Origin of the sequence: Desulfovibrio psychrotolerans (genome assembly GCF_013340305.1) — a bacterium.
In the GTDB taxonomy this organism is placed as follows: Bacteria; Desulfobacterota; Desulfovibrionia; order Desulfovibrionales; family Desulfovibrionaceae; genus Halodesulfovibrio; species Halodesulfovibrio psychrotolerans.
Map to the genome: position 1 here is coordinate 81,782 of NZ_BLVP01000005.1, position 21,851 is coordinate 103,632.

The window sequence follows — 21,851 nt, forward strand, 5'->3', positions numbered from 1 at the left end:
GAGCAATCGAGTCATGATGAAGAAGTTTCGCGCGTTCATGCACACGGTTCTGTCTGCGGCAGTGCTCTGCACCACGCTGCTGTTCTCATCGGTCGCCATGGCGAACGAAATCACCGTCTACACCTCCTACGAGGAAGACGAAGCCGCAGCATTTCTCGCCGCCATGCAGCGTGACCTGCCGGACCTGAAAGTCAACCTGCTGCGCCTTTCCACCGGCGACCTGCACGCCCGCATGCTGGCAGAAGCCGACAATCCCCGTCATGATGTCATCTGGGGCTGGGCCGTTACCAACATGGTAGACCCCCGCATCCTCGATATGCTCGAACCCTACAAGCCCAAAGGCATTGAACGCGTTCCCGCCCGCTTCCGCGATGCGCAGGACCGCTGGTTTGCCACCACCGGATACATGGCGGCCTTCTGCGTGAATAACGAAGTGCTTGCCCGCAAAAACCTCCCCATGCCCACCTCGTGGGAAGACCTGCTCAAGCCCGAATTCAAGGGCGAGGTGGTCATGCCCAACCCCGCCAGCTCCGGCACCGGCTACCTGCAAATCGCCTCTCTGCTTCAGATGAAGGGCGAAGAAAAAGGCTGGAAATACCTGAGCGATCTGGACAAGAACATCGCCCAATACATCAAGAGCGGCTCCCGCCCCTGCAACGCTGCCAGCGCCGGTGAATTTGCCGTGGGTGCCTCCTTTGCCCTGCGCGCCATAAAGAACATCAACGAAGGCTACCCCATCACCATGGTCATTCCCAAGGAAGGTGCGGGAAACGAGCTGGAAGCAACCGGTCTCATGAAGTCCTCGCGCAACAAGGCAGCCGCCAAGCGGTTCATAGACTGGGCGCTCAGCGACTCCGCGGTGGACGAGTACTATGTGTGGAAGGAAATCGTCACCGTCAGCGGCGGCTCCATGCCGGAAGCCTTCATTAACGCCGGGTTGCCCAAGGACGTCGGCTCCGTGATGGTGGATATGGACTTTGCGTGGTCAGCCCAGAACCGCGACCGCATTCTGCAACAGTGGCAGAAGACGCTGGAACGCTAAGCCCGTTCCATCCCATCGGCCATCCTGTAGCTTCGCTTTATTCACAGGCTGTGCGGCCCCGCAACACGGGGCCGCACCTCCCGTGTTTCACCGGACTGCATGTTGCACCCTGCCCGCCATCCTCACAGGGCAAACATGCAGACAAGCCTGATGCCTTGCGGTATCCGCAGCGGGGACTATCCATATGTCACTGGAACTCAGCAACGTTACAAAGTATTTCGGCCACACTAAGGCGCTGGACGATGTTTCCATCTCCATAGAAACAGGAAGCCTTGTCTGTTTTCTCGGGCCTTCCGGATGCGGAAAAACCACCCTGCTGCGTGTCATCGCCGGACTGGAATCACACGACAGCGGCTCCCTGCGCCTCGACGGCAACGACCTTTCCCCGGTGCCCGCGCGCAACCGCAACTTCGGCGTGGTGTTCCAGTCGTACTCCCTGTTCCCCAATCTGACCGTAGCGGCCAATATTGCCTACGGGCTGGAATGCCGCAAATGGACCAAAAAGGATACCGCTTTACGGGTTGGCGAAATGCTGGAACTGATACAGCTGCGTGATCACGCCGCCAAATATCCTCACCAGCTTTCAGGCGGTCAGCAGCAGCGCATTGCCTTGGCCCGGGCACTTGCCCCTAATCCCTCCGCCCTGCTTCTGGACGAACCTCTTTCCGCCCTCGATGCAAAGGTCCGTGAAGAATTGCGGGGAGAAATACGGTCGCTTCAGCAGCGGTTGGGCATTACCACCATTATGGTCACGCATGATCAGGAAGAAGCACTCACCATGGCGGACAGCGTGGTTGTCATGCAGAACGGCAAGGTCATGCAAAAGGGCAGCCCCATGGAGTTGTACCGCAAACCGCAGAACCGCTTTGTCGCAGAATTCATAGGACAAATGAACATCATGCCCGCCAACATCGGCCTGTCCGCAATGCTCAGCGGAACCCCGGCAGGCAGTGCGGCAGAACCCGCCGCAAAGCAGCCCCTTCTGGTGGGCATACGTCCTGAAGATGTCCGCCTTGCCCCCCGCAACGGTGCACCGCACCTTGCCGCTGTGGTGGACAGGGTTGTCCATCTGGGCAACCTGACACGGGTGAGCCTCAGGCTGCCCGCAGAGCATGACAGGCACATCGGAGCCGTCGGGCAGGTCCACGGCATGACCGCCCCGGCAACCGATGCAGACGGGATGTGCATCGTTGCAGAACTGCAGGGAGTCCATGAAGGTCTGCACGCAGGCATGCCGCAGGCCGTCACCTTTGCGCCGGAATCCGTTCACGTTCTGGAATGGCAATGACGGAACCGGCGCGTACGCTCTCCATCAATTACGAACCGCTGCTGAAGGTTCTTGTCGCGGCCATCATAGCACTTCCCCTGCTCATCTTTGTGCTCTATCCGCTCATAAGCATTCTCGGCTTCAGCTTCCACACGCCGGAAGGCTTCGGACTCCAAAACTACGCCGCCACCCTCAGCACAGACCGTTTCAGACGCCTGCTCGGCAACAGCTTTGCCGTCACCTCCGTCACAACGGCCATTGCCGTTGTGCTCTCCTACGGCTTTGCCTTTGCCGTGCAGCGCACCTGCCTGCCATGCCGCAATCTGTTCCGCCTCATCGCGCTTATGCCGCTGTTCGCGCCCTCACTGGTGCAGGCTCAGGGTCTGGTGCTCATGCTGGGGCGCAACGGACTCATAAACCGCATGCTGGGCACAGAAATATCCATCTACGGGTATTGGGGCATTGTCATCTCCAGCGTGCTCTATGTGTTCCCCTACGCCTTTCTCATCCTTTCCGCCTCGCTTTCGCAGGCGGATAACCGCCTCTACGAATCTTCGCGCATTCTGGGGGCAAGCCCCCTGCGCACCTTTCTCACCGTCACGCTTCCTTCCAACCGTTTCGCTCTTGTGGCCACATGCTTTGTCGTCTTCACGCTGGTGATAACGGACTTCGGCAACCCCATGGTCGTGGGCGGCGACTACAGCGTGCTCGCCACAGAGGTGTATAATCAGGTCATCGGGCAGGCCAACTTCGAACTCGGTGCCGTCATCGGTATGGTGCTGCTTATCCCGGTGGCTATCGCCGTGGGCGTGGAAAAGTGGTTCAACCGCCGCAGCTACGCGCAGATATCGGAAGGGTCGCAGCCGCTCAGCATACGGCCCCACGCCGTGCGCGACAGCCTGTTCACCCTCTATGCCCTGCTTCTGTGCGCTGCCATTCTCGCCGTGGTGGGCATTGTCGTCTTTGCCAGCTTCACCAGGCTGTGGCCCTACCGCATGGAGCTGACCCTGCTGCATTACGGTTTTGACGTACAAAACGGCATTCAGCCTCTCTGGAACAGCATATACACAGGTCTCATGGCCGCGCTTATCGGTGTCACCGTGACCGGGCTGGCAGCGTACGTCACGGAAAAATTCCGCACCATTCTGGACTCCCCCCTCTACTTCCTGTGCATCGTTCCCGCCGCCATCCCCGGCATGGTGCTGGGGCTGGGATACATCCTTGCCTTCAACTCACCGGATAACCCGATCTATCCCCTCTATGGCACGCTGGTGCTCATCGCCATCTGCAACGTCTACTACTACCATGCACAGGGCTTCCTCATCGCCTCCACCAGCATGAAACAGATAAGCCCTTCTTTCGACGAGGCATCCTCCTCGCTCGGAGCAACCTTCCTGCGCACCATGCGCAAGGTCACGCTCCCCCTCATGTGGCCCACCCTTGTCGGGGTTGCCGTGTTCTTTTTCATGCGCAGCATGGTCACCTTGTCGGCGGTCATCTTCCTCATCACCCCGTCCACGCAGGTGGCGGCGGTATCTGTCCTGCTGCTGGAAGACCGGGGAGCCGTCAATCAGGCCGCAGCCTTTTCCGTCTGCATCATGGCGGTGGTCATGCTCGCCCTTGCCGTTGCCCGGCTTGTGCTGAATGCCGCAGGCTTCCGCCACATCTCGCTTATCCGCTAGCGGAACCCGCACACCCGTTCCCGCACCAAAAGCAAAAGGGTATCGGACCATCGGCCCGATACCCTTTCTGAAAAACCCGGCAACTGTCTCCTGTCAGGACAGGGGCGTTCAAAAAATGAACTGCTCCGCAAGGCCGGAAATATCGTCCATCACCATGTCGGCATACCTGCCCAGCGTCTCCCGCGTTCCCGCCCCGGTCAGCACGCCTATGCACAGCCCTGCCCCGGCTGCGCGCCCCATGGCCATATCGTGGGCACTGTCGCCCACCACCGCCACGGCAGAAGGGGCAAGCCCCGCAACATCGCAAAAGGCCAGAGCCATTCCCGGCCCCGGCTTTGCGCCAAAGCCGCTGTCATACCCGGCAACAAACGAGACATACCGCTCCAGTCCGAACTGCCGTGCGGCGGATTGCGCCCCAGCAAGACTGTCGTTGGTGGCAATGCCCAGAACAAGCCCGGAGAGAGAAAGATCACGAAAAAGGTCTCGCAGTCCCGGCACAGGCGCGGAGCTTGTTTCCGCCTCACGCCTGAAAAGGGTGTCCAGCCCGTTCCTCAGTTCCGCCAGCGGAACCGATGCACCATGCCGCAACCAGAGTTCCGCCAGTTCCCCCGCATGCCCTGCCGCGATGACGGAATCGGGCAAAAAACGCCCGCTCGCCGCATCATATCCCCCAACATGCAGCATCTCGGCGGCAAGATGCGCGTCCCCTGCAGCGGCAAAGAGCGCCGCCTTGTGCATAATGGGCCGCCACGTTTCATGAAAATCAAAAAGGGTTCCGTCCTTGTCAAAAAGGACACCGCGTATGGGGGTTCCTGCCCGCTGCATTGCATTCTCCTCGGTATGTCCGTCCACACTGGTGCGCTCCCCGCCAACCCCTCCGGCAACGCAGGAGCGCGCAGTCTTCGCACAATACCTACCTGCCATACGTGACCGGTTGTTGACGGAACATGCCCTACTGCAACAGCCGTGCTCTAAGACAGGAGGAAGAAATACCCCACGCCGCAGCCCAGAAGCAGCAGGCAGGGCACCACCAGCCGCCGCCACACCGGCACGATATCCACATGAAAATAGCGGCAGGTGAGCACAAAGCAAATATGCAGCGGCGTGCACATAATGCCCGTAAAGCCGGAAAAGATGGCCAGCATCACATAGGCCATCTGGTGCTCCTGCATCCCCGTCTGGGCCAGCACCCCCGTCAGCAGCGGAAAGGTAGCCCCCACATAGGCAAGGGTAATGCCCGAAACCATGCCCACCAGAAAGGGCAGCAGCACGGCAGCCACCATCAGTGCCGTTGCCCCGCCCGCCAGCCGCGAGATTTCTTCCACCACCCCTGCCGCCGCCAGCACATCCTTGAAGATGAAAATGGCAAACACCACCCCCAGCATCTCCCACAAATGTCCGCGCACAAGCGATTGCCACGCCAGCGGGGCACTGCCCGGATTCTGCACCATGGCCACCCCTATGGCTGCCAGCAGCGCCCCCGTCACCCCCAGTTCAAACGGCACCTGCGGAGCCCACAGGGCAATGCCCACCTCCATGAGCACCGCGCCCGCTATGGCTACCAGCAGCGGCAGTCCCAGCCGCAGCACCTCGCGCCAGTTCCGTGCATGCGCGGCAGGGGTGGAAACCCCGCCTTCATCCGCCGCCACGGCTACGGGCAGAACGGTTTCCGCAAGGGGCAGCACGGCGGGGCGCAGCATAAAGAACCAGCCCAGTGCCAGCATCACCGCCATGCCGGGCAGCCCGTACAGGGCAATACGGCCAATGGAAATATTACAGATGGAAGCGGCAAGGATAATGCCCGGATACAACGGCCACCACGTCTCCCAGACATGCCGGAACCAGTAGTTCAGCAAGGCCCTGTCCGTCGGGGGCACGTCCAGCTTCTCCGAAACGCTGCCCAGCATGGGCGCAGAAAACACTGCCCCTCCCGGCATGGGCAAAAGCCCGATGAGCACGGGAAAAAAGACCAGTCGCAGGCGCGGGCGGGTCAGGTATCCGGTCAGGCTGTCCATAAGCCGTGTCGCCTGCCCGGTTTTCCCCAGCAGATCGCTGAACACCAGAATAAGGGCCACAATAAGGGCCAGAAAAACCGTCTGCGGATGCACCAGCGCAAGCCCCGCCGTTGCAGGCCATTGCGCCACGGGCAACCCGAACAGCAGCGCAAGCACAGGCTGCCCAGCGAGATGGAGAGAATAAGGCCCAGCCGCAGGCGGATACCGGCAAGCATGGCGAGAAAAACCGCTGCCAGCTTCATCAGGGGAACGGCTGCGTGAAGAGAGAACATGGCATTTCCTGTCGGCAAAAGGTGAAGCCATTTCTCATCCTCCCTTTTCTCCGCTTTGTAAACAGGCGGCACATGGCAGACGCTTAGAGCCGCCTGTGCCTACCCCGGCAGACCAAGGGCAAACCCCGCAGCCATGGCAATGCAGAACCACAGCACGCCCTTCATGCGCCACGCCAGCCCGGCAGCCCGGCCGGACAGCATCGGGTGCACATCCGGCCTCATCCCCATTTCGCCTGTGCGGGTATCCTCCGGCTGACACATAAAGCAGAACAACGCGCACAGAACACGGCATAACGAAACGTAAACACGGAGCATACGGCACCTCCCCGGCACCACCGGCCATCGGGCAACGTCATCATGCGCGCCGCCGTGCCGGTATTCACTTCCCGTAGCACCCCTCCCGTTTCACCTGCCAATGGATATTCCCCATGGGTGTGTTCTGTTTTTGCGATTGGCTTCCCGGCCCCATCCGCGCTACATCCTGTGTATCCACACGGCGCAGGGGAGAACACAACACATGGAACTGCACCAGCTACGGTCCTTCGTGGCCATTGCCGAAGAAGAAAACATGACCCGCGCGGCAGAGCGCCTCTTCCTCAGCCAGTCCGCCGTCAGCGGGCATCTGCGCGCGCTGGAAGAGGAACTCGGCGTCCCCCTCTTCCTGCGCACGGCCAAGGGCATGACGCTCACTCCGGAAGGCCAGCGGCTGCTCATACGCGCCCGCAGCATTCTCGATTCCGCCAATGCCCTGCTCAGCGAGGCACGCACGCTGGGCGGCAGCCTGCACGGCACCCTGAAGATAGGCTTTAATACCGACCCTGCCTTCCTGCGCGTGGCCCTGCTCTCCACCCGCATGCGGCAGCACCACCCGGAGGTGGAACTCAACCTCGTGCAGGCCATGACCTTCGAGGTGCTCGATGCCGTGGCAAAGGGCACCATGGATGGCGGGTTCGTCTACGGCACCACCGGCGCCAACCCCGCCCTCACGGGCCATGAGCTTGCGCGCGTTCCGTTAAGCATCGTGGCACCAGCCAGATGGCGCACCAGGATCGACGGGGCAGACATGCGCGGCATCGCGGAAATGCCGTGGGTATGGGTGCCCCCGGCGTGCCCGTTCCACAGCCTTCTGAACAGCCATTTCGCGGCACAGGGCCTCACCCTCAGGCGCGTGGTGGAAACCGATCACGAAGATATCCTGCGCGCTCTGGTCATCGCGGGCGAAGGCCTGAGCGTGCTGCGCCGCTGCGAAGCGGAAGAACTGGAAAGGCTGGGCCATGTGGCCGTCTGGCGCGGCGCGGAAATGGATATCCCCCTCACCTTTGCCTGCAAGACCGCACGCAGCGACGAACCGCTTATGCAGGCCATCCTGTCCGTGGTACAGGCGGTATGGGCCGACTCTGCCCCCGCCGCGGACGAGGCATGCTGGACACATGCCCCGCCCCACTATAGACAATAGAAGGAGCCCACGTCCAATCAGTTCCGCCCGCAGGCACAGCAGAAACGAGGAGAGCCCATGAACCTTACCCCCGTCACACGTACAGAAACCGACAGCATGGGACCGGTACAGGTTCCGGCAGACCGCTACTGGGGTGCGCAGACCCAGCGCTCGCTGCACTACTTCGCCATCGGCAGCGATCGCATGCCGCATGAGGTCATTCTCGCCTTCGGTCTGCTGAAAACAGCCGCCGCCCGGGCCAACAAAGCGCTGGGCAAACTCGCTCCAGACAAGGCAGACCTCATCATCGCCGCCGCCCGCGAGGTCGCGCAGGGCAAACTTTCCGATCACTTTCCGCTGCATGTCTGGCAGACAGGCAGCGGCACCCAGACAAACATGAACGTGAACGAGGTCATCGCCAACCGTGCCATAGAAATGGCGGGCGGCACGCCGGGCAGCAAGCACCCCGTACACCCGAACGACCACGTGAACATGTCTCAGTCGTCCAACGATACCTTCCCCGCCGCCATGCACATCGCCGCCGCCCTCACCCTCACGCGCACCCTCATTCCTGCCGTGCGCTATCTGCGCCTCGCCCTGCAGGACAAGGCCGCCCGCTGGGACCATATCGTCAAGATAGGACGCACCCATCTGCAGGACGCCGTGCCCATGACGCTGGGGCAGGAATTTTCAGGCTATGTGGCCCTGCTTGATGAAAATCTGGAACGCATGGAAGCCGCCCTGCCCCACCTCATGCGGCTCGCGCTGGGCGGCACGGCCGTGGGCACTGGGCTGCACACCCATCCGGAATTCGCCCCCGCCGCCATAGCAGACATCGCCGAAGAAACAGGCCTGCCCTTTGTACCCGCCCCCAACTACTTCGCCGCGCTTTCCGCCCACGATGCTGTTGTCATGACCTCCGGCACCCTGCGCACACTTGCCGGTTCCCTCATGAAAATAGCCAACGACATCCGGTGGCTGGCCTCCGGTCCGCGCAGCGGCATCGGCGAACTGGAACTCCCCGCCAACGAGCCGGGGTCCTCCATCATGCCCGGCAAGGTAAACCCCACCCAGTGCGAAGCCCTGACCATGGTTGCCACGCAGGTCGTGGGGCTGGATACCGCCGTGGCCATGGCGGGCGCACAGGGCCATTTTGAGCTTAATGTCTTCAAACCGCTCATGATACACAACCTGCTCACCTCCATGAACCTGCTGGCAGACGCCTGCCGCTCCTTCACCGACCACGCGGTAAAAGGGCTTAAGGCAGACGAGGCAGCCATCGCCCGCCATGTGGAGGCCTCGCTCATGCTGGTCACGGCACTCACGCCGGAGATAGGCTACGACAAGGCCGCACAGGTGGCGCACACAGCCCACACTCAGGGAACCACGCTCAAGGCCGCCTGCCTTGCGCTGGGCTATCTCACGGAAGAACGGTTCAACGCCATCGTGCAGCCCCTCGCCATGGCCAAACCGCACCAGGCCCCATAGCCGCACAAACAAAAAAGGCCGGAAGCAATCCGCTCCCGGCCCTTCTATTTCCCGTTTTCCGTTCAGCCGCTGGGGCTAATCCGCAAAAATAAAACTCTTGTCGTTCACATACACCAGTTCATTTCTGGTGTTCTCCGCCACGTCCACACGGGCAAACGGTCCCACCTGCACGCGCCACATACCGCTGTTCTCATCATACACCATACGGCTGGGCTTGTTGCTCTGCTGCATGGTACGCACCAGATTTTCCGCGTTTTCCTTCTTGCCAAAGGCCCCTATCTGCACAAAATAGCGTCCCTCGGGCAAAAAACTCTCCGGCCGTGCGGCAGGTCGCGGCTGCGCAGCCACCGCCTGCGTGGTCAGGGAAAAAGAAGACGACCGGGCTGCGGGTTCATCCGCAATATTGGCTTCCGCAAAGGTGTTCGACGTGTCGTTAAAGTTGTCCAGCGCCTCCACCCGCACGCGTGCCGTGCCCGTTTCCGCCATGCCTATTTCCTGCGCCGCCGTGTAGGTCAGGTCTATGATGCGGTCCTTGATAAACGGCCCGCGGTCATTCACGCGCAGAATGGTAGACCGGCCGTTCTCTAGGTTGGTCACCCGCACCGGCGTGTTAAAGGGCAGCAGCTTGTGCGCGGCAGTCATGCCGTACATATCGTACACTTCGCCGTTGGCGGTCTTGCGCCCGTGAAAATCCTTGCCGTACCAAGAGGCCACGCCATCTTCCACAAATCCTGCGGCTGAGGACATGGTGGTGTAGGTCTTGCCGTTTATGGTATAGGTCCGCGGCTTCTGCCAGCGCGAAGGGGGCTGAAGCGGCTCGGGCTGCCCCGGCTGCGTCACCGCCGGGGGAGTGGGCCTGTGTATGGTCTCCGGCGGAGATATCTTCTTCTTCGCGCAACCGGCGGAAAGCGCCACCGCCATCAGGAGCGTTGCGAGCAGAAGGAACGGCAGGCATTTTCTATGCATGGGTCCTCCGTTGTATATGTATCTTCTTAATTTCCTCAATATATACTCTAGAGTCCAATGCCGCAAGCTTCACGTGCAGGCACGGAAAGGCCAAAACCCGCCTTCCGTGCCTGCCGCAAAAATGCCCGTTGTGCCCTGTCCCTGCCCTATACGGTCAGCCAGACCTGTCACACGGGGCAAACGTATCAGCGCTCTATCTGCTGTATGCCTTCCAGCACCCAAAAATCTTCGGGGCGGTCGCGGTCGCGGCTGAAGTGCCACAGTTCGCGGTCCTGTCTGGAGTGCGTGTCACCATCTTCCCGCAGCATAACGTCATACAGCACAGTGGCAATAATCTGCTGCCCCACCTCGCGCGCTTCGATAAGCTGCGGGGTAATGAGCAGCAGTTCGGTCTTGCCGGGAGTGGGATCTTCCGTGGCCTGCCGCGCTATTTCTTCATACACCTCGTCCGAGGTAAACTGGCGGATATCGTCAATGTCGCGCTTGTCCCATGAGGATTGCAGACGCACATAGATAGCCTTGGCTCCCTGCAAAAACTCATCGGGATCAAACCCGGCAGGCAGATCGGGACCGTAAGCCGGTTCCGACGCCGTGGAAAGGTTGCCCCATGCATTGGCAGCCCGCTCATGCGTCTGCGCGCCGCCCGCCTGCGGTCCTGCACCTTCGGCAGCCATGCGCCGCGCACGCAGAAAGCGGAACAACAGGAACAGGCCGCCGCCTATAAGCAGCATATCCAGCATCCCCGGACCGCCTAACCCGGCTCCGCCGCCGAACAGCATGGAACCTATAAGTCCGCCCATAAGCATGCCGCCCAGCATACCGCCAAACCCGCTTCTGGCTCCCATGGGCGGTGCCGCGGCACCCTGCTGCGCCTGCTGGCCCTGCCGTGCCTGCTCATTGGTGTTCTGCGTCCGCGCAGGCGAGGTCGGGCTCTGCGCCGGCTGCTGCGTGCTGCGCTGGTAGCTGGGCTTGCTGCCAAACGACTTGCCGCCGCCCATCTTGCGGGCGTCCGCCGTGTCATGCATAAGCGCAAACGCGCCCAGCGTCATAAAAAAGATAATAAAGACGGATACCAGTCTTCTGTTCATGGTTCGGCACTCCCTTGTTTTCGTTGGTTAACGCTTCTTCTCCGGGGCAAGGGCCTCCGCCTTCCGGCATACTCTCCCTCACCTTGGCTGCACCGCCCACACGCGGCCAACTCCCGGACTCCGCTTGTGAAAAGCGGCCCCCCGTCCCGTTGCCGCAAAGCACACAGGGCGGAAGGCCGCAATGGTTCCAGTATGGCTGCCGTTAATACAGCTCGCCGGGATGCAGTTCGTCATCCAGCTCGCCCTGCCGCTTAAGCAGCTGTTCAAGCTGAATATCCGCCCCTATCACGCCGGTTATGTTGTCATTCTCATCCGTCACGGCGGCGGAAACCGTAAGGATGAGCTTGCCGGTAAAATAAGAGGAATACATGTCCGTAATATGCAGCTGCCCGGTACGCATGGGCTGGATGAACCACGAACGGTTGGAGAAGTCATACCCCGGCGCAAGGTCGGCATACTTGTGCTTGTTTGTCTCGTCCGTAATTTCCGCCGCGATAAGCCTGCCCTTGTTGTCCGTAAGGTACAGGTACTGGATGAAGGGGTATTCCTGCGCAAATTCCTTCAGGCAAAGCTGGTTTTCCTTGCCCAGACGGATTTCGCACTCCTCGGAAAGCCGCACGATAAGGTGCGCGGCAAGGTCGTTTGCCACCGCCTTCAAATGGTCGAAGTCAGAAGCAAAGAGCTCCGGCATGTACCGCTTGACCAGCTTGATCATTTCCTTATTGGAGAACGAGGTGTTACGCCCCTGTTCGTAGGCATGCATAATGCGGTCGTAAATCTTGCCCACGGCGGGATGCTTCTTGGAAACCTGCTTTTCCTCAGGCACCTTGAGGTACTGGTTAATCCAGTAGGCCACCCCTGCCCGGCCCGACTTGTCGGTAATGATAATGGGCACGGAGCGGTTCAGAATCTTCCGGGTATCGAAGATATTGTATATTTCCTCGTTCTTGGCCAGCCCGTCCACATGTATGCCCGCGCTGGTGGCGTTAAAGTCCTTGCCCACAAAGGGATAGTTGTCCGGAATGTTGTATGAAAGCTCTGTTTCAAAATACTCGGAAACAGCGGCAATCATCTGCGTGTTGGCGGCGTCATCTTCTCCCGTCAGGGATATGTACTCAATAATCAGCGCCTCAATGGGCGTGTTGCCGGTGCGCTCGCCAAAGCCCAGCAGGGTTCCGTTCACCCCCGCACAGCCGTAGAGCCACGCGGTAACGCCGTTCACCAGCGTTTTATGAAAGTCGTTGTGCCCGTGCCATTCCAGCCACTGCCCGGGAACCCCCGCCTCGTCCGTAAACGCCCGCACAATGCGGGGAACGGAGCGCGGCAGCGTCGCACCCGGATACGGCACCCCGTAGCCCATGGTGTCGCACAGGCGAATCTTGATGGGCAACCCGCTCTCCTTGGAAAGCTCCATGAGCCGCTCGGCAAAGGGCAGGCAAAAACCATGTATGTCGGCGCGGGTAATATCCTCAAAATGGCAGCGCGGCGATATGCCCCACTCCAGCGCCTGTTCCACCACATCCAGATAACTGCGCATGGCCCGTTCGCGGTCCAGCCCCAGCTTGAGATACAGATGGTAGTCCGAAACCGAGGTGAGCATGCCCACTTCGCGGAACTCCATGTCCTTGGCGATCTTCAGGTCGTCCTTATGGGCGCGTATCCAGCCTGTTATCTCCGGATACTTGTATCCCTTGGCACGGCACGCCTCTATGGCGCGGCGGTCTTTGTCGGAATACATAAAGAATTCCGAAGCGCGAATAAGCCCGCTCATGCCGCCCAGCTTATGCATAAGCTCAAAAATGGTCTCAATCTGCTTCACCGTGTAGGGCGGCCGGGCCTGCTGCCCGTCACGGAAGGTGGTATCCGTTATGAACATGGGGTCCGCAGGCCGGGGCATAAGAAAAATATCGTCAAAGGCGATACGGCTCACCTTGGTGTACGGAAACAGCTCGCGGTACAATTCCGCCTTTTCGGGGTTATCCAGAATGTGCTTGGATGTGGCCCGGTTCAAATGCAGCAGACTCATATATTCTGTACCCTCCTTGGGGAATTGGTCAGGAGCATGGCCTCGGCGTCGGCAAGGCACCGTTTGGCCCGCGTGCATGCAGGATTAAGCCGCACGCCCTCGGTGGCAGCACGGTGCGCCTCTTCCGGGCGGCCGCACTCCATCAGGCCTTCGGCGGCCAGAATGTACATACGCTCGGGAACATCCTCATACACGCTTGAAATCAGCGCCTCATACCGGGGGCCGAACACGGCACGCACCAGTTCGTTGCGGTCAAACAGCAGGCGCGCCAGCAATCTGTTTCCGCCATGCCGGGCATAATAGATACATATAAGCTCCCGGCATTGCTCAAGAATAAATTCTATCCGCCGCACTTCCCGCTCAATGCTCTGCCGCGTCTGGGTAAGCACCTCAGAAAGCGGGTCGCCCAGCCCGCGCACTTCTGCGTAGCCTTCGTGCTGCTGCAGGGTACGCAAAATGGGGGCATAGTGCTGTTGCTGGTAGGCGTCTTCCTTCAGCTTTATGCACTCATGAAATATATAGCCAAGCGCCCAGTCCAGCATCTTTGCCGTCACGTGGTCGTCCTGCCCGGTGCGGAAAAGATGATGTGCCGTGTCCTTGAGACGCCACAGAAGCCCCTTGTTCATCATGGTGCCCAAAAGGTCGCTCATGGTGGCAAAGCTCACCGCCCCGGTTTCTTCAAACCGGGCAAACTGCTCTTCCAGCACCTTGGTCGCCATGCAGAAATCCCGCATGACGTCACGTGTAAACTCGTTCCTGTTGGCTTCAATCCAGCGTCTGGACATGCTTCTCCTCGTTGGAAAAAAGGGTTATACACGCTTTTTGCAAAAACGCAAAATAGCCCCATTCCAGCATTTATTCAGCAAAATCAAACAACTGGCAGCAACTACAGCATGCATACCGAGGCATCGCAGCAGGTCTTAATGAACTCGCTGTAGGTGTGCAAAATCCGCCGCTCGCCCTCCTCCCGCTCAGGAGAAAGCGGGTGCACGGGGTGCGCCGCAACCAGCGCGGCAAGTTCGTTCCATGAAGGAACCGCCCGCATCCCCTCGCCCAGCACCACATCCTCCTGCACTCCCACAAGAATGGCTTCCCGTGTGTCCGTCACCAGTGCCAGCGGCACGGGACCGCCGGGAAAAAGCCGCGCTGCGGCAAGGCTTTCACGCCGGTAGGTATTCACCTGCCCGGGACAGAACAGCAGGATGAGCAGAGGGGTACCGTCGTCGGCATAGGCCGCCACATCCACGGTGCGGCAGTATTCCTCGGCTTCACCTGATGATGCTGCAACCACGGGAAACCGCACGGCAACCTTGGAGCGCAGTGCCGCAGAAGGATACCCCCGCTCCTCCACAAGCATCTGCGCCAGCGCCTGCCGCAGGTCCTCGTAGGTGGTTTTGTCAATATGCTCCCCGGTCAGATAATCGCGAATGGTCTGCCCCAGACTCACCTCATGCATGGCACCTCCTCCGGCGGACACCAGGCCCGACCATGACTCCACCAGATTTCGCCAAATTTCACCAAATTTCACCAAATCTCACAGGGTCTCACCAGACGCACGGTGATTTCCATACAGCATAAAACCTCACCACGGCCCTGTCCATGCTGTCCGCAATATCTGTCCCCTATCTTGCGGCACCCACCAAAAAAAGAAAGGGCAGCCTGCGCAGGCTGCCCGGAAATAACATAAACAACGGCGCGCTACCCTTCCCGCAGCAACACCTTGGCAACACCTATGTCGTACAGACGCATGGGGTCAGACGCCCGCCCCATCTCCTTGTACAGTCCGGCGGCCTGCTCGATGGCGGAATAGGGCACCCACCCGTGCCGGTCCCACACCTGCGGATGATCGTCCCGCCACACGCGAAAGTGCACTTCGTCGGCCTCCATGCACACATACACGCGGGTTTTCTTGTCCGCCGGGTCGGGATAGTAGTAGAGTCCCAGATTATCCTTCATGCCGAACCTCCGTTTTCTGGGACGGATGTGGCCTCTTTTCAGGCCAAGGTCAAGGGCATTCGCTCCCTTTGCAACACCGCGCGCAGGGACGGAGCACGCAGAAATGCCAACCCGCCTATGCACTCCGCAGAGTGCGGCGCAACACCACCGGCAAAACCGGAGCGGACAACATCCGGGCACAATGCCTCTCAGCCCCCGGACTGCAGATGTTGCCTGTGCCGATGTCAGCCGGAACACGGCGCGGACAAGCCCTGAAAACTGCCGGAGTCAGGCTGCAAACTTCAATTATAATATGCGCGATCAACCGATGTAAAAAGGGATTTGGGCTTGACAAAACGGGTACTTCCCAATAGCAAGGGAGTACTTTGTCCAAAAAATCACGTGACCTCGGTGCAGGTTACAAGACCGGTTCCTGCACACGTACGCACGACCACGCAGCCCGACCAGAATCGCCAATGGGCGTGCGTGGACTGTCTGGTTTTGAACTTAAACCATACCATTTGTGGAGGTAAGGCAATGGCGAAACATGCGACTCCCAAGTTGGACCAGCTCGAATCCGGGCCGTGGCCCAGCTTCGTGTCCGACATCAAGCAGGAAGCCGAATCTCGTGCCAAGAACCCCAAGGGTCTTGACTACCAGATTCCCGTGGACTGCCCCGAAGACCTTCTGGGCGTTCTCGAGCTTTCTTACAACGACGGTGAAACCCACTGGAAGCACGGCGGCATCGTGGGCGTTTTCGGTTACGGCGGCGGCGTTATCGGCCGTTACTGTGACCAGCCCGAAAAGTTCCCCGGCGTGGCGCACTTCCACACCGTCCGCCTGAACCAGCCCTCGGGCAAGTACTACACCTCCGAGTACCTGCGTGCCCTGTGTGATATCTGGGACCTGCGCGGTTCCGGCCTCACCAACATGCACGGTTCCACCGGCGACATCGTTCTGCTCGGCACCACCACTCCCCAGCTGGAAGAAATCTTCTGGGAAGTGACCCACAACCTGAACACCGACCTCGGCGGTTCCGGTTCCAACCTGCGTACCCCCGCAGACTGCCTGGGCGAAACCCGTTGCGAATACGCCTGTTACGACACGTCGGCTCTCGCTTTCGAGATGACCAACGAGTATCAGGACGAACTGCACCGTCCGGCGTTCCCCTACAAGTTCAAGTTCAAGTTCGATGGCTGCCCCAACGGCTGCGTTGCCGCCATCGCACGTTCCGACTTCTCCGTCATCGGCACCTGGAAGGACAGCATCAAGATCGACCAGGCCGCCGTTAAGGCGTATGTTGCCGGCGAATTCAAGCCCAACGCAGGCGCCCACTCCGGCCGCGACTGGGGCAAGTTCGACCTCGTCAAGGAAGTTGTGGAGCTGTGCCCCTCCGAAGCCATTACTTGGGACGGCGCAAAGCTCACCATCGACCGCAAGGAATGCGTGCGCTGCATGCACTGCATCAACACCATGCCCCGCGCCCTGCGCATCGGCGATGAACGCGGCGCCTCCATCCTCTGCGGTGCAAAGGCTCCCATTCTCGACGGCGCTCAGATGTCCTCTCTCGTGGTTCCCTTCGTGGAAGCACAGTCTCCCTTCGATGAAATCAAGGAAGTTGTTGAGAACATCTGGGACTGGTGGATGGAAGAAGGCAAGAACCGCGAGCGCCTCGGTGAGACCATGAAGCGTCTCTCCCTGCAGAAGCTGCTTGAAGTTACGGGCCAGCCCGCTGACCCCCGCCACGTCATGGAACCCCGCCACAATCCCTACATCTTCTTCAAGGAAGAAGAAGTACCCGGAGGTTGGGACCGCGACATCACCGAATACCGCAAGCGCCACCTGCGCTAGTCAAGAGAGGAGTACTAAACAATGGCATTCATCTCTTCCGGATACAATCCCGCGAAACCCATGGAAGGCCGTATTACTGACATCGGCCCCCGTGATTACAACGACTTCCTGCCGCCCGTCATCGCCAAGAACAAGGGTAAGTGGGCATACCACGAAATCCTTGAGCCCGGCGTACTGGTCCACGTGGCCGAATCCGGCGACAAGGTGTTCACCGTCCGTGTCGGCGCAGCCCGTCTGATGTCCGTCACCCACATCCGCGAAATCTGCGAAATCGCAGACAAGCACTGCGGCGGCCACCTGCGCTTCACCACGCGTAACAACGTGGAATTCATGGTGGACGACGAATCCAAGCTGGCAGGCCTGAAGGCTGACCTTGCTTCCCGCAAGTTCGCCGGCGGCTCCAACAAGTTCCCCATCGGCGGAACCGGTGCCGGCATCTCCAACATCGTTCACACCCAGGGTTGGGTTCACTGCCACACCCCCGCTACCGACGCCTCCGGCCCGGTTAAGGCGATCATGGACACCGTGTTCGATGACTTCCAGAACATGCGTATGCCCGCCCCCGTGCGCATCGCACTGGCCTGCTGCCTGAACATGTGCGGCGCCGTGCATTGCTCCGACATCGGCGTTGTGGGTATCCACCGCAAGCCCCCGATGATCGACCACGAGTGGACTGACCAGCTGTGCGAAATCCCGCTGGCCGTTGCCTCCTGCCCCACCGCCGCAGTTCGTCCCACCAAGGTCGAAATCGGCGACAAGAAGGTCAACTCCATCGCTATCAAGAACGAACGCTGCATGTACTGCGGTAACTGCTACACCATGTGCCCCGCCCTGCCCATCTCCGATGGTGAAGGCGACGGACTTCTCATCATGGTCGGCGGTAAGGTTTCCAACCGTATCAGCCAGCCCATGTTCTCCAAGGTTGTTGTGGCTTACATCCCCAACGAGATGCCCCGCTGGCCTTCCCTCACCGAGAAGATCAAGCACATCATCGAAGTGTACGCCGCCAACGCACGGAAGTACGAGCGTCTGGGCGAATGGGCCGACCGCATCGGCTGGGAAAAGTTCTTCGAACTGACCGGCCTTGAGTTCACCCACCACCTCATCGACGACTTCCGCGATCCTGCTTACTACACCTGGCGTCAGTCGACCCAGTTCAAGTTCTAAGCAGAGCCTGAGCAATCATTGTCGGGCGGGGATATTCCCCGCCCGCTTAAACGCTAAAGGGGCTTCCCATGGAAGACGCACAGAAGATTATTGTAGATTTCCTCCAGTCCAAGGCCGGAAGCAAGTCCAAGTTCTATTTCAACGACTTCCTTCCGCTGTTCCCCGACCTCAAGCCCCGCGAAGTAAAGAAGATTCTTTCCGAACTCGTGAAGACTGAAGTCATGGAATACTGGTCCTCCGGTTCCACCACCATGTACGGACTCAAGGGTGCAGGCAAGCAGGCCGCTGCTGAGCACGAAGAGTAGTCTTTCCGTCTTGGTCTCGCGTTAAGAAAAGCGTATGGACACCGTCCATACGCTCTTTCACTTTATGGCCCGGCCCCATCCGCCCACCTACGGGAGAACCTCCATGTTCCGTCCCCGCCTTATCATCGCCGGTCTGAACGGCGGCACCGGCAAGACCATCACCAGCCTCGGCACCACCCGCGCATGGATCCGCAAAGGCCTTGCCGTAAAGCCCTTCAAAAAGGGACCGGATTACATAGATGCCAAGTGGCTCGGTCTTGCCGCCCGCTGCCCCGCCACCAATCTGGACCCCTACCTGCTCCCGCAGGACATGCTGCGCGCCCTGTTCCGCACCTCTGTGGAGCCGTATGCCGGTGCGCTCATCGAAGGCAACCGGGGCCTGTTCGACGGCAAGGACCTCTCCGGCTCCTGCTCCACGGCAGAGCTTGCGCGCATCCTCCGCACCCCCGTGGTCCTCGCCATGGACTGCACCAAAATGACGCGCACCGCCGCCGCCATTGTCTCCGGCATTGCCGGATTCGAACCGGACATACACATCGCCGGGGTCATCCTCAACCGCACGGCCAATGACAGGCACCGCGCCATGCTCCGGCAGACCATAGAGCACTACACGGGCATTCCGGTTCTGGGGGCGCTCCCCAAAATGCGCACCAACCCCATTCCGGAGCGCCACATGGGGCTTATTTCCGATCAGGAATACACGCCGGAGGACGATCCGCTGGAAACCGTGGCCGACCTCATAAGCGAACACTGCGATGTGGACGCCCTGTGGCAGATAGCCTGCACCGCTCCCGCCGTGCCGGACGCTCCGCCCCTGTGGGACATGGTGCCCAAGGCTCCCGGAGACGAACCCCCTGTGCGCATCGGCTACGTGCGCGATGCCGCCCTGTGGTTCTATTATGAGGAAAATCTGCAGGCCCTGCGCCACGCCGGCGCGGAACTTATCGAACTTTCGCTGCTCTCGCCCGACCCTTGGCCCGCGCTGGACGCCCTGTACCTCGGCGGCGGATTCCCGGAAACACTGGCCGAGCGCATTGCGGAAAACACCCCCATACGCGACCATATCCGCCATCTCGCGGACTCCGGCCTGCCCATCTACGCCGAGTGCGGCGGCTTCATGGTGCTCTCCCGCAGCCTCGTGTACAAGGGCTGCGAATACCCCATGACAGGCGTCTTCCCCGTCAGCACCCACCTGTGCGACAGGCCGCAGGGGCTGGGATACATAGACGCCACCGTCACGCTGGAAAACCCCTACCACCCCGCAGGCAGCGTGATCAAAGGACATGAGTTCCACTATTCCAAATGCGTGGTGGATGCGGGGGCGCAACCGGCCTTCGGCCTGCGCATGGACCGGGGCTTCGGCATGGTGGCAGACTGCGACGGCCTTATCCGAAACAACGTCTTCGCCTCCTACACCCATCTTTTTGCCCTCGGCGAACCCCACTGGGCCGTCAATATGGTGCTGGCAGCCCGCCGCCACCGTTCGGAAATGCGCGGAGCAGACCACCTCGTCCCGCCAGCACCCGGCAGAAGCTGACAAAAAAACCGGGCACACAATGTGCCCGGCTGATGCTATCAGAGTCTCAGAGATTTTGCCCGTACGGGCGGATATCCGGCTCTCCCCGGTATGCCCCGGCTATCCCCGGTTGGTGATAATCACGCCGCTGACCACCAGCATGCCGCCAGCCAGCAGGGAAATGGATATGCGTTCGTCCAGCAGCAGCCAGCCGCTGATAATGGCGGTAATGGGCACAAAATTGATGAACACCCCGGCCTTGGATGCCCCCAGCGCCTTCACCCCCTCATAGAACCACGTAAATCCCGCCACCGTTCCCAGCACCCCCAGATACGCAAAGGCGAGCCATGTCTGTAGCGGATACTCTCCCACATGCGCAAGCATGCCCTCCGCAAGGGCGCATGGCAGCAGCAGTGCCGTGCCCACAAGGCAGGAATACGTCACGGCGGCAAGGGGAGTAAGGTTGCGCATCATGCGCTTGCCCAGCAGGGAATAGGCAACCCAGCTGGCCACGCACCCGAATATGGCCGCATCCCCCCAGCTTATGGCTGTGGAAAACAGCGCCACAAAGTCCCCGCGCGATATGGCCGTGGCCGCCCCTGCCACGGACAGGACGATTCCGAGCATCTTCAGGCGTGAAAGCCCCTCCCCGAAAAAAAGCGCGGCCAGCAGGGCGATGAAGATGGGATTCATGGCCACAATAACCGCTGCACGTCCGGCGGGAACCGTCTGCAACCCGGTAAAGAAAAAGGCGTTGTAAGCAAATATGCCCGTGGCCCCCAGCAAAAAAACGCCCATCCAGCCCCGCCTGTCCAGCGGCGGCAAGCCGCCCTGCCGGGTGTGCACCAGCCACAGCAGGCATACGGAAGCCATGAGAAAACGCCAGAATCCCGCCGCAAACGGCTCAGCGCTCCCCGCCAGCATGCGGCCCGCCACAAAGGTTCCGCCCCATATAAACGCCGTGAGCAGCAGCCGCGCATACACCATCATGACCGCTCTTCCTCTCCGGCACCGGATACGCGCCCCACCTGTTCCATATCGGCCCGCACAAGCCACAGCGCCATACGGGCGCAGTCATCCGCCAGTGGCAGACACACGGCCTCTTTAAGCCCCTGTTCACGGAACCTGTCCTGCCCGGCCTGCGTGGTAAAGTCACACCCGGTAAGCGCAAGGCACTGGCAGGTGCCCCATTTGGCTTCTAGCGCACGGCACAGGGCCGCCACCCGCGCATACGCGGGCTCCACCGGGTCTTCGCCGCAATCCCGGCCATGCACCAGTGAAACAGCCATCACGGCACCGGCCACCGCTCCGCACAGCCCCCCCGTGCGGGCCATGCCGCTGCAAAAGCCCGTTGCCATGCGCGGAATAACGCTTTCCGCAATTCCTTCGGCTTCCGCTACGGCTCCCAGCACACTCTCCGCACAATACAGCGCAGAAAAGCGATTTTGGGCATCCTTTCCACAGGCAGCTATCTCACCGTCATCGTTGATCATTTGGAATAGACTTGACATATGGCCCCGTATACGGAATTTTCCGTCACCGGTCGAGCGGAAACTGTGGGAATCGCTCTTCCGCCACACTCTTTTTCGCACATTCCCGGCCTGTGGTTGCGCTAACACGCAGTTACGGTCCGGGAGCAGTGCATAAATAGGCGCGTGATCCGTGCGTTCCGGTGCCTGCTTCCGCATCCGGCCCCGCATGCCTCGCGCCGTCATGGACGAGCAAAGGTGGCTTCCGCACACCCCCGCCGTCCGGGAAGAACGCAAACCGGCCCGTGCCCTTCCGCCCCGTGCCCA

The 21,851-nt window shown here is 60.5% G+C and carries 19 protein-coding genes; 9 read left to right on the forward strand and 10 right to left on the reverse strand.

Features of this window, described 5'->3' with window-relative positions; translation table 11 throughout:
- Positions 1–13 precede the first annotated feature (13 nt).
- The 3 genes from HUV26_RS04950 (at position 14) to HUV26_RS04960 (ending at position 3,991) form a co-directional block, all read left to right on the forward strand.
- On the forward strand, positions 14–1,042 hold the full coding sequence (locus HUV26_RS04950) for an ABC transporter substrate-binding protein (RefSeq protein WP_205245117.1): 1,029 nt from the start codon (positions 14–16) through the stop codon (positions 1,040–1,042).
- A gap of 184 nt (positions 1,043–1,226) precedes the next feature.
- Entirely contained in the window at positions 1,227–2,330 is a 1,104-nt protein-coding gene (locus HUV26_RS04955) for an ABC transporter ATP-binding protein (RefSeq protein WP_174409007.1), read from the forward strand.
- Positions 2,327–3,991 carry an ABC transporter permease subunit gene (locus HUV26_RS04960; RefSeq protein WP_174409008.1) on the forward strand — a complete coding sequence of 555 codons (1,665 nt, stop codon included), beginning with the start codon at positions 2,327–2,329 and terminating at the stop codon, positions 3,989–3,991. The genes HUV26_RS04955 and HUV26_RS04960 overlap by 4 nt, the downstream gene beginning before the upstream one ends.
- Positions 3,992–4,099: 108 nt before the next feature.
- Here the strand turns inward: HUV26_RS04960 and HUV26_RS04965 are convergent, their stop codons facing one another.
- Together HUV26_RS04965 and HUV26_RS04970 are read right to left on the reverse strand one after the other, a co-directional pair.
- Positions 4,100–4,816, reverse strand: a complete 717-nt coding sequence (locus tag HUV26_RS04965; RefSeq protein WP_205245118.1) for an HAD family hydrolase — start codon at positions 4,814–4,816, stop codon at positions 4,100–4,102.
- 146 nt (positions 4,817–4,962) lie between these two features.
- Positions 4,963–6,162 carry a DUF401 family protein gene (locus HUV26_RS04970; protein ID WP_243451268.1) on the reverse strand — a complete coding sequence of 400 codons (1,200 nt, stop codon included), beginning with the start codon at positions 6,160–6,162 and terminating at the stop codon, positions 4,963–4,965.
- 633 nt (positions 6,163–6,795) lie between these two features.
- Here HUV26_RS04970 and HUV26_RS04975 point away from each other — a divergent pair.
- Positions 6,796–7,734: a LysR family transcriptional regulator gene (locus tag HUV26_RS04975; RefSeq protein WP_174409010.1), complete on the forward strand. Its 939-nt coding sequence runs from the start codon at positions 6,796–6,798 to the stop codon at positions 7,732–7,734.
- A gap of 57 nt (positions 7,735–7,791) precedes the next feature.
- Positions 7,792–9,201, forward strand: a complete 1,410-nt coding sequence (fumC, locus tag HUV26_RS04980; protein WP_174409011.1) for a class II fumarate hydratase — start codon at positions 7,792–7,794, stop codon at positions 9,199–9,201.
- Positions 9,202–9,276: 75 nt separating this feature from the next.
- Here fumC and HUV26_RS04985 read toward each other — a convergent pair whose 3' ends face one another.
- The 6 genes from HUV26_RS04985 to HUV26_RS05010 form a co-directional block, all read right to left on the reverse strand.
- Complete coding sequence (locus HUV26_RS04985; protein ID WP_243451269.1) at positions 9,277–10,167, reverse strand: septal ring lytic transglycosylase RlpA family protein; 891 nt, start codon at positions 10,165–10,167, stop codon at positions 9,277–9,279.
- Between the two features lie 185 nt (positions 10,168–10,352).
- Positions 10,353–11,255, reverse strand: a complete 903-nt coding sequence (locus HUV26_RS04990; protein WP_243451270.1) for a Tim44 domain-containing protein — start codon at positions 11,253–11,255, stop codon at positions 10,353–10,355.
- Positions 11,256–11,457: 202 nt separating this feature from the next.
- Entirely contained in the window at positions 11,458–13,281 is a 1,824-nt protein-coding gene (locus HUV26_RS04995; protein ID WP_174409012.1) for a triose-phosphate isomerase, read from the reverse strand.
- Positions 13,278–14,066, reverse strand: coding sequence for a hypothetical protein (locus tag HUV26_RS05000; protein ID WP_174409013.1), 789 nt, complete (start codon positions 14,064–14,066; stop codon positions 13,278–13,280). Before HUV26_RS05000 ends, HUV26_RS04995 begins: the two co-directional genes overlap by 4 nt.
- Positions 14,067–14,167: 101 nt before the next feature.
- A complete protein-coding gene (locus HUV26_RS05005) occupies positions 14,168–14,737 on the reverse strand; it encodes a type I restriction enzyme HsdR N-terminal domain-containing protein (protein WP_174409014.1) in 570 nt (189 codons plus the stop codon).
- A 242-nt stretch (positions 14,738–14,979) separates the two neighbouring features.
- Positions 14,980–15,237, reverse strand: a complete 258-nt coding sequence (locus HUV26_RS05010; protein ID WP_174409015.1) for a hypothetical protein — start codon at positions 15,235–15,237, stop codon at positions 14,980–14,982.
- A gap of 516 nt (positions 15,238–15,753) precedes the next feature.
- Here HUV26_RS05010 and dsrA point away from each other — a divergent pair.
- The 4 genes from dsrA to HUV26_RS05030 all read left to right on the forward strand — a co-directional run bounded on the left by dsrA (position 15,754) and on the right by HUV26_RS05030 (position 20,076).
- Positions 15,754–17,067, forward strand: a complete 1,314-nt coding sequence (gene dsrA / locus HUV26_RS05015; RefSeq protein WP_174409016.1) for a dissimilatory-type sulfite reductase subunit alpha — start codon at positions 15,754–15,756, stop codon at positions 17,065–17,067.
- A gap of 21 nt (positions 17,068–17,088) precedes the next feature.
- The gene (gene dsrB, locus HUV26_RS05020; protein ID WP_174409017.1) at positions 17,089–18,234 is read left to right on the forward strand and encodes a dissimilatory-type sulfite reductase subunit beta; all 1,146 of its coding nucleotides are present in this window, start codon (positions 17,089–17,091) and stop codon (positions 18,232–18,234) included.
- Positions 18,235–18,302: 68 nt separating this feature from the next.
- Entirely contained in the window at positions 18,303–18,539 is a 237-nt protein-coding gene (locus HUV26_RS05025; RefSeq protein ID WP_174409018.1) for a dissimilatory sulfite reductase D family protein, read from the forward strand.
- A gap of 103 nt (positions 18,540–18,642) precedes the next feature.
- The gene (locus HUV26_RS05030) at positions 18,643–20,076 is read left to right on the forward strand and encodes a cobyrinic acid a,c-diamide synthase CobB (RefSeq protein ID WP_174409076.1); all 1,434 of its coding nucleotides are present in this window, start codon (positions 18,643–18,645) and stop codon (positions 20,074–20,076) included.
- Between the two features lie 99 nt (positions 20,077–20,175).
- Here the strand turns inward: HUV26_RS05030 and HUV26_RS05035 are convergent, their stop codons facing one another.
- Positions 20,176–21,045, reverse strand: a complete 870-nt coding sequence (locus HUV26_RS05035; RefSeq protein ID WP_174409019.1) for a DMT family transporter — start codon at positions 21,043–21,045, stop codon at positions 20,176–20,178.
- A complete protein-coding gene (locus tag HUV26_RS05040) occupies positions 21,042–21,566 on the reverse strand; it encodes a C-GCAxxG-C-C family protein (RefSeq protein WP_174409020.1) in 525 nt (174 codons plus the stop codon). The genes HUV26_RS05035 and HUV26_RS05040 overlap by 4 nt, the downstream gene beginning before the upstream one ends.
- Positions 21,567–21,851: the final 285 nt, after the last annotated feature.